Source organism: Ruegeria sp. CDSA141 (assembly GCF_059612005.1).
In genome coordinates this window covers 1-13395 of the sequence record NZ_JBXWPT010000027.1, presented here as the reverse complement: position 1 = coordinate 13395, position 13395 = coordinate 1, and the positions used below count along the sequence as shown (strand labels likewise).

Annotated in this window: 12 protein-coding genes; 8 read left to right on the top strand and 4 right to left on the bottom strand. The window is 54.4% G+C overall.

Annotation, left to right across the window (positions count from 1 at the left end; all coding sequences use genetic code 11):
• Positions 1–71: 71 nt before the first annotated feature.
• A complete protein-coding gene (locus AC2FLP_RS20840) occupies positions 72–983 on the top strand; it encodes a LysR family transcriptional regulator (RefSeq protein ID WP_496686137.1) in 912 nt (303 codons plus the stop codon).
• Positions 984–1367: 384 nt separating this feature from the next.
• On the opposite strand, the gene AC2FLP_RS20835 is transcribed toward AC2FLP_RS20840, so the two are convergent.
• Positions 1368–2378 carry a LacI family DNA-binding transcriptional regulator gene (locus AC2FLP_RS20835; RefSeq protein WP_117871517.1) on the bottom strand — a complete coding sequence of 337 codons (1011 nt, stop codon included), beginning with the start codon at positions 2376–2378 and terminating at the stop codon, positions 1368–1370.
• A gap of 211 nt (positions 2379–2589) precedes the next feature.
• Between AC2FLP_RS20835 and AC2FLP_RS20830 the strand changes: the two genes are divergently transcribed.
• From AC2FLP_RS20830 to AC2FLP_RS20805, 6 genes are all read left to right on the top strand, one after another.
• The gene (locus AC2FLP_RS20830; protein WP_117871519.1) at positions 2590–3858 is read left to right on the top strand and encodes an ABC transporter substrate-binding protein; all 1269 of its coding nucleotides are present in this window, start codon (positions 2590–2592) and stop codon (positions 3856–3858) included.
• 76 nt (positions 3859–3934) lie between these two features.
• The gene (locus tag AC2FLP_RS20825; protein WP_496677405.1) at positions 3935–4780 is read left to right on the top strand and encodes a carbohydrate ABC transporter permease; all 846 of its coding nucleotides are present in this window, start codon (positions 3935–3937) and stop codon (positions 4778–4780) included.
• Positions 4777–5613, top strand: a complete 837-nt coding sequence (locus AC2FLP_RS20820; protein ID WP_117871523.1) for a carbohydrate ABC transporter permease — start codon at positions 4777–4779, stop codon at positions 5611–5613. The genes AC2FLP_RS20825 and AC2FLP_RS20820 overlap by 4 nt, the downstream gene beginning before the upstream one ends.
• A 23-nt stretch (positions 5614–5636) precedes the next feature.
• Complete coding sequence (locus tag AC2FLP_RS20815; protein ID WP_117871525.1) at positions 5637–6677, top strand: ABC transporter ATP-binding protein; 1041 nt, start codon at positions 5637–5639, stop codon at positions 6675–6677.
• Positions 6678–6689: 12 nt separating this feature from the next.
• Complete coding sequence (locus AC2FLP_RS20810) at positions 6690–7967, top strand: amylo-alpha-1,6-glucosidase (protein WP_496686142.1); 1278 nt, start codon at positions 6690–6692, stop codon at positions 7965–7967.
• Positions 7964–8650: a D-lyxose/D-mannose family sugar isomerase gene (locus tag AC2FLP_RS20805; protein WP_117871529.1), complete on the top strand. Its 687-nt coding sequence runs from the start codon at positions 7964–7966 to the stop codon at positions 8648–8650. The genes AC2FLP_RS20810 and AC2FLP_RS20805 overlap by 4 nt, the downstream gene beginning before the upstream one ends.
• Before the next feature lie 362 nt (positions 8651–9012).
• On the opposite strand, the gene AC2FLP_RS20800 is transcribed toward AC2FLP_RS20805, so the two are convergent.
• Together AC2FLP_RS20800 and AC2FLP_RS20795 are read right to left on the bottom strand one after the other, a co-directional pair.
• A complete protein-coding gene (locus tag AC2FLP_RS20800; RefSeq protein ID WP_299900029.1) occupies positions 9013–10119 on the bottom strand; it encodes an alkene reductase in 1107 nt (368 codons plus the stop codon).
• Between the two features lie 122 nt (positions 10120–10241).
• Positions 10242–10976 carry a TetR/AcrR family transcriptional regulator gene (locus AC2FLP_RS20795; RefSeq protein ID WP_496710072.1) on the bottom strand — a complete coding sequence of 245 codons (735 nt, stop codon included), beginning with the start codon at positions 10974–10976 and terminating at the stop codon, positions 10242–10244.
• A gap of 432 nt (positions 10977–11408) precedes the next feature.
• On the opposite strand from AC2FLP_RS20795, the gene AC2FLP_RS20790 reads away from it, so the two are divergent.
• Complete coding sequence (locus tag AC2FLP_RS20790) at positions 11409–11828, top strand: hypothetical protein (protein ID WP_299900035.1); 420 nt, start codon at positions 11409–11411, stop codon at positions 11826–11828.
• 329 nt (positions 11829–12157) lie between these two features.
• Here AC2FLP_RS20790 and AC2FLP_RS20785 read toward each other — a convergent pair whose 3' ends face one another.
• Positions 12158–12928, bottom strand: a complete 771-nt coding sequence (locus AC2FLP_RS20785; protein WP_496686149.1) for a lysophospholipid acyltransferase family protein — start codon at positions 12926–12928, stop codon at positions 12158–12160.
• Between the last annotated feature and the right edge of the window lie 467 nt (positions 12929–13395).

Genomic DNA, 13395 nt, shown 5'->3' with positions numbered 1-13395 from the left:
AGGGATTTAACGTCAATCCAATTGCATATAAACTGCTCATTGATGGAATGATAATTCGGGTTTGCGATATAATGGGGCTTGATACAGATGCGCTGCGATTGTTTGTAAGGGCAGCAGAAATGCTGAACATAAGCGCGGCGGGGCGCGCATTGGGTATGGCCCCGGCCGTGTCCAGCGCAAAACTCGCGAAGTTGGAGCAGAGCCTGGGTTCCGAACTGTTACATCGCACAACACGCAAAGTGTCGTTGTCGGTTGAAGGTGCTGACTTCCTGCCCTTCGCCCGCGAGATTATCGCGCAAGAAGAGGCCGCACTTGCTGCTCTGGGCAAGCAGACAACAACCATAAAGGGCACGTTGCGCTTTGCTGCGCCAAGCAGTTTTGCACAGCTCTACATCGCGCCAATCCTTCCTGAGTTTCTTAAACAGCATCCCGATCTCACAATCGATCTGCGTCTGTCGGATGTGCAGTTCGACCTGATCGAGGGAAGCTATGATCTAGCACTCAGGAACGCGCCGCTTGTCGACACCAGCTTAAAAGGTCGAAAGCTGGCCGTTGATCGCCGTATTCTATGCGCCGCGCCGCATTATCTCGATGAATACGGCACGCCCAAGACGCCTGACGATCTGAAAACCCACCATCTGATAGCTTTCCAAAACCGCCAACCGCGGCCATTGACAGGACCGGCGGGCAAGAACGCCATTTTCGATCCCGCATCAGCCAAAGGCCAATTGATTATCGACGACGGTCAAAGCCAGGTCCGCGCCACGCTGGCCGGAGCCGGTATTTCCTTGAACGCTCTATGGAGCGTGCGTGACCAACTGAAGTCAGGTCGTTTGATACGGGTTCTTCCAAACTTTGAGGCCAGTGAAGACAATGTCTTGTGGCTGATCTATCCCAAGTCCAACGTGCTGTCCCCAAAAGTGCGGGTGTTTATTGATTTTTTGATCGCAGAGATTGGCGCAAAGCCACCTTGGGAAACGTAAGCTCAAATAAAGCTTAGCGCGCTGCCAGACATCCTGACATCAATGCCAAGGACCAGGCGCTGAGCGGGCATGCCTTGTCCAGTCCAAATGTCTGGTTTGGTGTCCTCATTGCGGTCGTCGCCGAACGGAGGTTCGATTAGCAGATTAACGCACCATTTAATGATTGACCACATCACAACAACCACTAACGCCGCTGAACCGGATTTATTTGAAGCTATCTCTGGTTGAGTGGTCAGCTCATCAGCGGACCCAACGCACCTTCACTTAACTCGCCCGATAGAAGCCGTTGATCGTGTATGCAGAAAACGTCAGCAATGAGTCCAAAGTGTCAAATTTCGCATGGTAGCGCAATAAACGCCTGCGACAGCAACTGACGTATACACTTTAGAGGTTAGGGGCTGCTCCTGATGTTCCTCGAATTGTCAGGGTCGCAGAATACTCGAAATGACAGACTGGCAGATCGGGTGTTCGCATCCGGTCCAGAAGGATCTCGGCCAACCGCTTGCCTAACTTCTTCGGGTCGATCGCCATGGTTGTTAGGCCGGGCGTCGAGACGGCCGCATCCTCGATGTCATCAAAACCCACCACCGAAAAATCATGCCCTGGTTTCCAACCGGACCGGATCAATCCGAAGCAGGCGCCAAGCGCCACAACGTCTCCGTTGCAAACAATACCCGTCACCTCGGGGTGTTGGTGACGGAGTGCGGCAATAGCGTCAACGCCAGCACTCTTATTCTCATCGCATGGCCAGACAATTGGCTGCACGTCATCCATCTGCTTTAAAGCGCCAAGGTAACCGGCAATGCGTTCTTCACGCACGGACGATTGCTCGGTGCCGCCAAAATAGGCGATGTGCTTGTGCCCTAAATCAATCAAGTGCTGCGTGGCTTGTGCGAGGGCTTCGGTATTAAGAATGCCGACATGGTCGAAAGACTGCGACACCTTTCGCATGAATGTCACAGCGGGAACACCGTGAGCATTCAGAAGCTCCATAGATACTTCGCTTGTGTCTAGTGCCGGAACCCAGATCAAACCACGTCGGCCAAATCTGATGCAGGCTTCCAGAAGGCGGTCCTGACGTTGAAGATCGCCTTGCGCATCGAGGATCGACACCATGAACCCTTCGGTTTCGAGCAAGTCGACGGCGCCACTCACAACCTCTGCGTTAAACGGGTTGGCCAATTTGTTAAGGATAAAACCGATTTCGCGATTGTCACCTGATCGCATTGTGGCCGCCGCTTGATTTGGGACGTAGCGCAGACGCTTGGCTGCGCTCAGGACTTTCTGACGTGTCTTCTCTGAAATTCGGCCGGTGTCACGCATAACCTGGCTGACGGTTGGAACCGACACGCCCGCTTCTTTGGCAACGCTGGATAAGGTGGGTTTTTTCGTCATGGGTCACAGTTTAGATATAACGTTTGCCTAAAATCGCAAGTGGTTTTGCAAATGGCAAGCAAATTATAGCAAAAGCTTGGCGGCAACAGGCTTGACTCAAGATACAACGATATACCATATTAACTGCATTCGCCCGCGGACTGACCCAAAGGTGTCGGCGAGGGAGAGAGGTTGTCGGGTTTCGGTCAGCCTCAGACATAGGGAGGAAATCATGTCGATTCATCTGAAACTGTCGGTTGCCGTGTCAGGTGTTGCCATGCTTGCTGGCGCTGCTGCCGTGCAAGCTGAAACTCTGTTCTGGTCGACCCAGGCCCGGCCCGCCGAAGAAGCGCAGGCTATGCGAACCGAGGTTCTTGGTGGCTTCGAGGGCGGGGTTGACTACCAACCGAACGAAGATGGCCCCTGGCTGACTCGCTTGCAAGCCGAGCTGCAAGCCGACTCAGGCAGCATCGACTTGCTGGGCTCCTTGCATGGCAACTTCTCGGCGATGAATCCTGATGACCTGATGGACCTTAGCGAACTTGGCGTCATGTCGGCGTCGGGCACTTTCAATGATCTCGCTAAGCTGGGTACTGACAGCTTGCAATATATGCCGTGGATGCAAGCGAGTTACATCATGGCCGCAAACACGGAAGCACTGCAATACCTGCCTGAAGGTGCGGACATTGATGCACTGACCTATGACCAGTTGATTGCGTGGGCGGCGAACGTTGAAGAAGCGACGGGTCAGAAGAAATTCGGATTTCCGGCAGGTCCCAAGGGTCTGAAACACCGCTTTTTCCAAGGTTATCTTTACCCGTCCTACACCAACGGTGTTGTGCGGACCTTTGCTTCGCCCGAGGCTGTGACGGCATGGGAAAAGTTCAAAGAGCTGTGGAGCCATACGAACCCTGCCTCGACCAACTTTTCATTCATGCAGGAACAGCTGTTGAACGGGGATGCCTGGATCGTCTTTGACCACACGTCGCGTTTGGCGCAGGCATTCAATGAACGCCCAGATGATTTCGTTGCCTTCCCAGCACCTGCAGGCCCAACTGGCCGTGGCTTCATGCCCGTTCTGGCAGGTGTTGCCATCCCACGCACCGCGCCGGATGCCGAAGGTGCCAAAGCTTTGGTGACTTATCTGATGCAGCCCGAGACACAGATCGCGACCCTGAAGGCAACAAACTTCTTCCCTGTGGTTGATGTTGAGCTGCCCGCCGATTTACCGCCTTCGGTCAAAGCTGCCGGCGAAGCGGTTGCCAAGATGAGCAGCTCGGCTGACGCAAATCCCGGCCTGTTGCCTGCAGGTCTGGGTAGCATGGGCGGAGACTTCAACCGTGTATACGTGGATGCGTTCGAACGCATTGTTTTGGCTGGTCAACCCATTGAGCAGGTTCTGGAAGATCAAAAGAAACAGCTGGAAAAGATCATGAACGAAACCGGCGCGCCTTGCTGGGCACCAGATGCGCCTTCGGAAGGTGCCTGCCCCGTCGAATAAAACCTTCCATGACTGCCGGGCCGCAGAAGCTGTGGCCCGGTTCCCCAGCATAATCCCAACTTAAAGGAGCGGTCCGATGGAAGCGCGGCTATTGCCTTACTTTCTGATCCTCCCGGTGACGCTGTTTCTCTGCCTGTTTTTCCTCTACCCGTTTGCGCTGGTGGCGCAGCAGGCTTTTGGAACAGGAGACGGCTTTTCACTGGATAACTTTCGCGAGGTTGTGAGCTACTGGAAGTTCCCGATCTCGATGAAAAACACCTTTCTTCTGGCCGCGGCCGTGGTACCGATCCAGCTGGCGCTGTCACTTCTGATGGCCACAATGGTCACGAAGATGCAAAAGGGGCGCGATCTGGTTCTGTATATATGGACCATTCCGCTGGGTATTTCTGATCTTGCCGCCGGTATCATCTGGCTGGCGATCTTCGAGCAGTCGGGTTTCCTGAACTCGATGATGGTCGGGCTTGGTGTCACTGACCAACCTGTAAGTTTGCTGAGTTATCAAACGCCGTGGGTAGTGTTCCTGGCGATTATGCTTGCTGAGATTTGGCGCGCAACTGCGATCATGCTTGTGATCCTTGTGGCGGGCATCGGCCTGATCCCTAAGGAATACTACGAAGCTGCGGAAGTGTTTGGCGCCTCGCGCTGGAAACAGTTCACCCGGATCACTTTGCCGCTTCTGCGTCCATCGCTGCAAACGGCCTTGGTCCTGCGCGTCATCCTGGCCTTCGAGGTCTTCGCCGTGGTTGCAGCTCTTGGGGGCACGATCTTCCCGGTGCTTATGGGCGAGATCTACGCCTATCAGTTTGACCTGCAAAATGGTGGGGCAGCAGCAGCGCTGGCGATCATCGTTCTGATTATCTCAATCGTGTTTACGCTGATCATCATGCGCGCTCTGCGCGTCCCGAAAGGAGCCACGATATGACGGCTGTAGCAGACGTTGTGGCCCCTGACGCCCGCAAGGCGGGAAGGGGGCTCTACCGAGCAGGCGTGATCTTGCTGTGTGCCTGGGTGATCATACCGCTCTACCTGCTGTTCGTGAACACAATGTCCTCACCGGATACAGTGAACAGTTTCCCCAAGAGCTTCATCCCGGAGTTCAATATGGGATCCCTGGAATTCTTCATGGGGTTCCAGGGGATGCTGAGGGCGCTGTGGAACTCGGTTGTGGTGGCTTTGATGACGATGGTGATGTCCATCGCCATCGGAGCCCCCGCGGGCTACGCCCTATCGCGGTTCGACTTCCGTGGGAAAGAGCTGTTCCGGCTGCTGATCCTGCTGACCCGGGCTTTTCCGCTGCCCTTGCTGGCGCTGCCCCTTGCGGTTCTCTTTATCCGCACAGGTCTGGATGACACGGCCTTCGGTCTGGCGCTTGTCCATACGACACTGGCGATCCCTTTCGCGGTTCTCATCACCTTTTCGCTTTTCTCTGGTATCCCGCTGGAGCTCGAAGAGGCAGCCTGGACGCTGGGCTGCACACGGCTGACCGCCTTCACCAAGGTGATCCTGCCTTTGGTTCTGCCAGGGATTACAGCCTCGGCGATTTTCGCCTTTGTGATCTCGTGGAACGAAGTATTCGCGGCTGCCGTGCTGACTATCGAGAACCGGACGCTTCCCGCGTTCCTATTGCAGACATTGGGCGAAGCTCCGTTGCACCTGAAATTCGCAGGCGGCTTCATTCTCGTGGTGCCTGCGCTGATCTTCATCTTTGCTGTGCGCAAATATCTCTTTGCCATGTGGGGCATCGCCAACCGCTGAGCGGTGACTGAAAGGAAACTGTTATGGCTGAAATACAGATCAAAAACGTTGCCAAGAATTTTGGATCCTACCAGGCTCTGCACGATATCAACCTGACCATCGCAGACCAGGAATTTATGGTCCTTTTGGGCGCCTCGGGCTGCGGTAAATCCACGCTTCTGCGCATCATTGCAGGGCTTGAGACAGCGACGACCGGTGAGGTCTGGATCGGTGGGCGTCGCGTAGATCACCTTTCTCCCAAAGATCGCGGCATCTCGATGGTGTTCCAGAACTATGCGGTGTTTCCGCACCTGACCGTGTTCGAGAACATTGGCTTTGGTCTTCGGATGCAAAAACTGCCCGATGATGAGGTCAAACGTCGGGTCGAACGAACCGCCGGGCTGATGCATATCGAACAGCTTCTAAAGCGCTATTCGGGTGAGTTGTCAGGCGGTCAACGCCAACGGGTCGCTGTCGCCCGCGCGTTGGCAATGGAGCCGGACGTGATCCTGATGGATGAGCCGCTGTCGAACCTTGACGCGCTGTTGCGGATGGAAATGCGCGCCGAGCTGAAGGGTGTTCTGGCCGAAAGCAAGACCACTGCCATCTATGTGACACACGATCAGGTCGAAGCCATGTCCATGGCCGACCGGATCAGCGTCATGCATCAGGGCAAAATTGTTCAGGCAGCCTCACCCATCGAAGTGTATAGGGATCCAGCGGCCGAGTTCGTGGCCAGTTTCATCGGTAATCCGCCAATGAATTTCCTCCCCGCTGAAGCTGCGGGCTCTGGTCGTTGGACTGTTGCCGGGCAGAACTTCGATGGGCCGGCAAATGGCAAGGACCTGAAATGGGCCATTCGCCCGGAAGATTTGCGTGTTGCTGATCAGGGTTTTGGAGCGCGAGCCAAGGTTGTGGAACCGCTTGGCGCGCATTTGTTGGTGACTTGTGATGTCGAAGGTCACCAGTTCCGCGCTGTGCTGGATAGTGAACTCCACGTGAAACCCGGTGACGTACTTACGTTAGCGCCGCAAGAAGGCCGGGGACGCTGGTTCGACCCCGAAACCACCTTGGCTGTCGCGTAAAGGAGAAACAAGATGAGCCAAGCGTTGATCGATCAGGCACGCAAGGTCATGGAGAACAATGACCGGGGCACCTACACTGTGCCCACCCATGGCCTCTATCCCTTCCAGTGGAACTGGGACAGCGCCTTGTCCGCACTTGGCTTTTCGCATTTCAACATGGAGCGGGCCTGGGTCGAGGTCGAGACTCTTATGGCCCATCAGTGGGTCGACGGTATGGTGCCGCATATCATTTTTCACGAACCTGATGATGGGTATTTCCCTGGTCCTGACGTTTGGCAAACTGGACGCGTGGTGCCGACGACTGGTATCACCCAGCCAGCGGTTGTGGGCTTTGCTTTACGCAAGCTTTACGATCGGGCGGAAGACAAGGCCGCAGCCCGCGTGCGGCTGGCCAAGCTCCTGCCCAAAGTCCATGCGTGGCATCAGTGGTTCTATCGCAACCGCGATCCGAACGGCACGGGGCTGGTTGCGATCATCCACCCTTGGGAATCTGGTCGAGACAACTCGGTGGATTGGGATGAAGGGCTGGACGCGGTGCCGATCGAGGGGGTCGCGCCATTTACGCGGCGCGATACGACACACGCCAACCCAGATCACCGCCCGTCGGACGAGCAATACAAGTGTTATATCTGGTTGGTCGAGTACTTCCGAGGACTTGGATGGGATAATGCGAAGCTCCACGATGCCTCGCCCTTTTGCCTCGTTGACCCAGGATTTAACGGCATCCTGATACGGTCCTGTGACCAAGTTGCGGATTTGGCGGAAATCTTGTGCGATACGTCAATCGCTTCTGAAGCGCGTGAGATGGCCGCAAATGGCCGCGCGGCTCTGGAAAGCCTCTGGAACCCGGCGCTTGGGCAATACTCGTGTTACAACCGTGCCGCTGGTCGCCTGCAAGACACACCAACGATTGGTGGGTTGCTCGCGGCAATTGCTGATGTACCTCATGGCCGTGCTGATGCGCTCGCACGAAGGATCGCTTTATTGGGCGAGCGTTGCGGCTATCTGGTGCCCAGTCACGACCCGGCAGATGGCGCTTTTGATAGCCTGCGCTACTGGCGCGGGCCCACATGGTTAATCGTAAATTATTTGATTGCCGAAGGTCTAAGTCGGTCTGGGCAGAGGGAAATGGCGCAACGGATCCTCTCCGACAGCCTAAAGCTTATTCAGAAAAGCGGCTTTGCGGAGTATTATGACCCGATGAGCGGCGAGCCTTGTGGCGGCAGTAGCTTTACGTGGACCGCAGCCATGGTAATCGAAATCCTCAAAACCAAAAGAGTGCCGGCATGAAGCGCTCGCGCATCAATGAAATCATGGCCCAAGCAGATGAGATGATCCGCTCTCACGGGTTCACGTTGCCGCCCTTTGCCTATTGGACACCCGAGGAGTTTAAAGCCCGTAAAAGTGATGCCTGTCACATCATTGACGCAAGATGCGGATGGGACATCACCGATTACGGTGACGGTGATTTTGACAAGATGGGCCTGTTCCTCTTTACCCTGCGCAACGGGTTGCAGAGTGATTTGGCCAAGGGCGGCGGCATGTGCTACGCCGAGAAGCTATTGATTTCGAGGCGGGACCAGCTATCGCCAATGCACACGCATGTTCTGAAAGCTGAGGATATCATCAACCGCGGTGGCGCAACTCTGGTGGTCGAGCTTTTCGGCTCAGACGACGCGGGTGGATTCGCAGAGGATCGCGGCGGTGTGGTCTGGCTGGACGGCATCCGACATCATTGCCAACCGGGCGAGAAGTTGCGCCTGGCACCGGGTGAAAGCGTTACCCTGCGTCCTGGTGATTGGCACGCGTTCTGGGGCGAAGGAGGGGATGTGTTGATCGGTGAGGTCTCAACGGTCAACGATGACGAGACCGACAATATCTTTCGTGAACCCATCGGCCGCTTTGCCGAGGTTGAGGAGGATCTTGCTCCGACACATCTGTTGGTCAGCGACTATTCCAAATGGCTGGGTTGATCGAAGAAACCAGTGGCGGATTCTTGGCAGACCTGTCGCAAACTTTGATCCCCATAGCCGCGTTCAGGCAGTCATCCTTCATTGAATAATATGGCAATGTTGTATGGACCTCATCTGGCCGTTTTCTACATTGTGCCTCAACTCGCAGAGTATAACCCAAGCGGACCTTCACCCAACATCTCGCAGCGGCGGCTTGGCGCTGACGTTAGACAATTCATGCCACTGCGTGGGTTCACGCCTTTGGTTATGACCTTTCCCTGCTTCAAGAGTGGATATTGCCGTAACCGCTAGGTGAGCGCGTCCAATCCGGCGCGCTCACTTTGCTTGGTATTGCCTATCACCATGGAGTTAACAGCGATGTACTACTCCGCGGCGATCGCTTCCTCTTCCAGCGACGGGTAATCGGTGTACCCTTTTTCGTTGCCGCCGTAGAGAGTACTTGGATCGAGCTCATTCAGCGCGACGTCTTTCTCCAGCCGGTTGACAAGATCCGGGTTGGAAATGAACGGCCGGCCAAAGGCCACCAGATCGACGGCACCTGTCTCAACCGATTCAATCGCCATTTCGCGATCATAAGCGTTGTTGCCCATTTTCGCACCGTCAAACAATTCATAGAGCGCCTTCAGATCGCCACCTTCCGGAATATCGCGCGGGCCGCCGGTCTGTCCCTCCACAAGATGAAGATAGGCCAGCCCATAGCCATTCAGCAATTTGACCGCATGGGTGAATGTCGCCTGCGGGTCGCTGTCGGAGATGTTGTTGGCGTACGAGAATGGGCTGAGGCGGACACCGACGCGGTCGGCGCCCCAGACATCGACAACTACGTCCATGACCTCTTTCAGGAACCGTGCTCTATTCTCGACTGGACCGCCATATTCGTCTTCACGCTTGTTGGATTCGTCCCGCAGGAATTGATCGATAAGGTATCCGTTGGCTGCGTGGACCTCGACACCGTCGAAACCGGCCTCTTTGGCGTTTTCTGCGGCCCTCCGGTAGTCGGCAACGATGCCAGATATTTCATCGATGGTCAGAGCCCGCGGTTCAGATGTTTCAACAAACTGCTCACCATCAAACGTCTTGGCCTTAGCGCCAATTGCGGATGGTGCAACAGGGGCGCCACCATCGTGCTGTATACTGGTATGCGAAATCCGGCCCACATGCCAAAGCTGGATTACGATCTTCCCGTCCTTGGCATGGACGGCCTTAGTCACTTTTTTCCAGCCGTCGATCTGTGCTTCTGAATAAATGCCGGGCGTCCAGGCATAGCCTTTTCCTTGGGGCGAAATTTGCGATGCTTCCGTGATGATCAGACCAGCACCTGCCCGCTGCGCGTAGTACTTGGCCTGCAATTCATGGACGCTGTCATCCTCGGCTCTTGCCCGGTTGCGGGTCAGTGGCGCCATGACAATGCGGTTTTTCAGCTCGATTGCACCAGCTTTGATGCCGGAGAACAGTTTTTCATCAGCCATTGCTGCTTCCTTCTTTGGTAAACTTCGTTCAGATATTATTGGACTAATTGGTCCAATATTAGGGTCACTGTCTCTTGTTTGAGTTTGTGTTAGGTTTCATTTCCTTATGGTGGCGGGGGGCCTTATGGCGAAATCACCATCCGGGCTTGTTTCAGGGTTTGCGATATCTGCTCATCGGGAACGCCCGCCTTGCGCAAGGCTAGCGTGCCAATTGCAAGGGAGGCAAAGGCGCGTGCCTTGTCGAGTACCTGTCCCGGATCCGAAGGCTCAAGCGCTCCCGCAATAATCTCGTCAATACTCTCCAAATGCTGTCGCCCGAGAGCCGCCACTTCATCATCATGAGGAGCAAGCTCCGTAAGGCAATTGATCAGCATACAGCCGTCACGACCACCTTGTGGGTTCGCCAAAGCTTCCATTATCGCACCAACGGGGTCATTTCCGCCCGCATCTGCAACGTCACGCAGATTTTTTAAACCACGCCTTGAATAGTGGCTGAGGGCTTTGTGAAACAAAGCCTGCTTGTTGCCGAACGCTCCATAGAAGCTGGACCGGCTCAAACCCATGGCCTTGGTCAGATCATCCACAGATGCGGTCTCGTAGCCCTTGTGCCAAAAAACGCACAAGGCTTTCTCCAAAGCCTCAGCTTCGTCAAAGGCGCGAGGCCTACCCGGGCCTGCGGGTGATTTGATGTCGCCATTTGGGAGAGTTTTTTTGCTCATGCGTATGATTTGGAATGTTTGGTCCAAAAATTCAAGGTGGCGGTAGGAAATTTTTGGAATGGTCAGTCCGTATTGTGACCAGAGAAAGGAATTTAGGTCGGTAGAAATACAAAACCTCCCCATCCCGCTTGGTGTCACGCTAATCTTAGGATCAGGACTGTTTGTCTTTTTGCGGGAGTGTCAGACGAGTAGGATCGTGATCGTAGAAAAGAGAGCCCGCGCTCGGTACTAGTTTCCAACACTGGACAGAAAGATTGGCGGCTTGGTCCAACGCGTTGATGTTGTTCACTAACAAACCAGAAATTGGTTCGGTAGATTCATGGCCAATGCCCTCAGCTTGTGAGGATTAATACTCCAATGAGTAACAAAGCCAAGAATTCAGAACTGGTTTTACGAGCATCAGAACGGCGGGTCATCGTAAGCAAACCAACAATAATTTCAGCGCACTAGGTAAAAAAAACGAGGTTAGCTGAAGTTTAATTTGCCCAATGTGAACTTCTTAACTTTGGTTAGAACGGTTTTTTGGCAGTATCGTTTCATGAGTTGTTAGTGAGTTCAGTGAGTAAGTAGATGTATTTGCATAATTTCGAGGGGCATTGTTGCGCGGTCAATGACATCCGGATGGATGATTTTGCGCGTGAGTATCCGTTGCTGGACGATGTAGGCGTGCACGCACAATGGCAGAAGGGCTCCTGGCAGATCACGCGGATAGCCGACATCTGGACACGAACCGGGAAGGTACTTTCTTTACCTTACAAAGGAGCCAACGCCTATCCATCTTTCCAGTTTGCTCAGGATGGAACCCCGCTTCCTTTGATGGAAAAAGTGTTGAAAGCCCTGCCACGTGAGATGACCCCGTGGCAATGCGCGTTCTGGTTAACCTCACCCAAACTGGAACTCGGAGGGGAAAGCCCGGCAAATCGCATTCAGGCTGGCGATGACTGCATAGTCGATATCGCAGGCGAAACTGGTGGTCTGATGGCAGCTTAGTGTTAGCTTTTGATCACTCATACATCGTACAACATCTGGCAAATTCGTGTCTTCCCTGCTTTTTCTGCCACCGGCAAGAATAGCGAGATCAGGGCACTTAAATGTCGATTCTCTTCTGAAAGTTCAGAGACAATACCAAGCAGCCCATCCATAAATAGGAATGGCCAAGAGCATACTGAAATGCGGGTACTAACTAGGTTTTCGCATATCGATGCCCGTTGGAGAAAACCCCACCGACAAGTACAACTGCTCCGCAAATCTGTTATCTGCCGCTACGCGTAGCCGAAACTCAACAAACTCGGTTTCTGCATATTTCTGTCAAACAGACTTCACCGCTCAAACACAGCCATCATCTGCCTGCGCAATCGCGCCAGATCCTCATCCACACTAGCGGCAGGATCGCACGCGAATGTTGGCAATGCCTCCACACGGATCGTCCCGCTGCGCGGTAAATGTTTGCCGCGTGGAAGTAGACTATCGCTGTCATGGATGACAATGGGGGTGATCGTGCGGCCGGTTTCTCGGGCGACTAAGACAGCACCCGCTTTAAAGTCCCCAAGCGACTCTGTTTTGGATCGGGTGCCTTCTGGGAATAGCACGATGGAACAGCGGGCAGGCATTTCCCTGACAGCCTTTATCAGCGTATCCATGGCCGTTGAGCCGGAGTCTCGGTTGATAGGGACGAGACCCGCTCCATCAAAACCAGTGCGCAGGAGTTTGCTGTTCCAGAACTCTGACTTCGCCGCGAAAGTGAACCATTTGGTGTCGGGCACCACGTGCATGAGACTGAAGCCATCGAGATGGCTACGGTGGTTGACCACGATGATGCTGTTGGTGTCGGCGGCGAGGGCATTCTTTTCCTCAGGACGCATCTCGACGCGGATGCTGAGGAGCCACAGCAGGCGTGAACATGACCGTTTCACCAGGCGCCAATACCAACCCCGAAACCCTCTGCGCCGAACGCAAAGAAGAGGGGCAAAGGCCACGAAGAGGAAATAAAACAGGCCGATAAGAACCAGTATAGCGCGCTTGATAAGGCGTATCGGCAAAGGGTCGATGGCGCGAGTGGCGTTGTCTTGACGGTCAGGTGAAAGGGGCATGACGTCCTCTGAATAGGCCTGTGGCATGTTTGTAAGCCGTGAATAAAGGCCACCGGAGATCCTCCGGCAGCGCTTTGAAATGCGCCACTTGCGAAGGAAGACAGCCACCGCACACCTCTCTATCTGTCGAAGCCAGTCCCAGATCAATGAGAAAAGACGACGTAGGGGAGTGTATCTTGGTGCTTCAGTGTGACTTGAGTGCCAACTGACCGGCCTTAGCATAAAATATCAGTAATAGCCCTTACCAGACATAGCCGAGTGATCTGGTAGCTGCGAGTGCACAAGGCTGCTTACAGCACTTTGCCGACCTTGACCCCTTGGTGCCCGTCAATTGTCTGAGTGAAATGACCGAATGTCGGCTGCGAGCCCAAAGCAGTCGTTACAAAATTGGCTTTGAGCAAAGGACTTCATCTGGAACTCAGTCCAGCGTGTTCTTGTAGACTTTGCCGTCTTTCATGATCAGATCG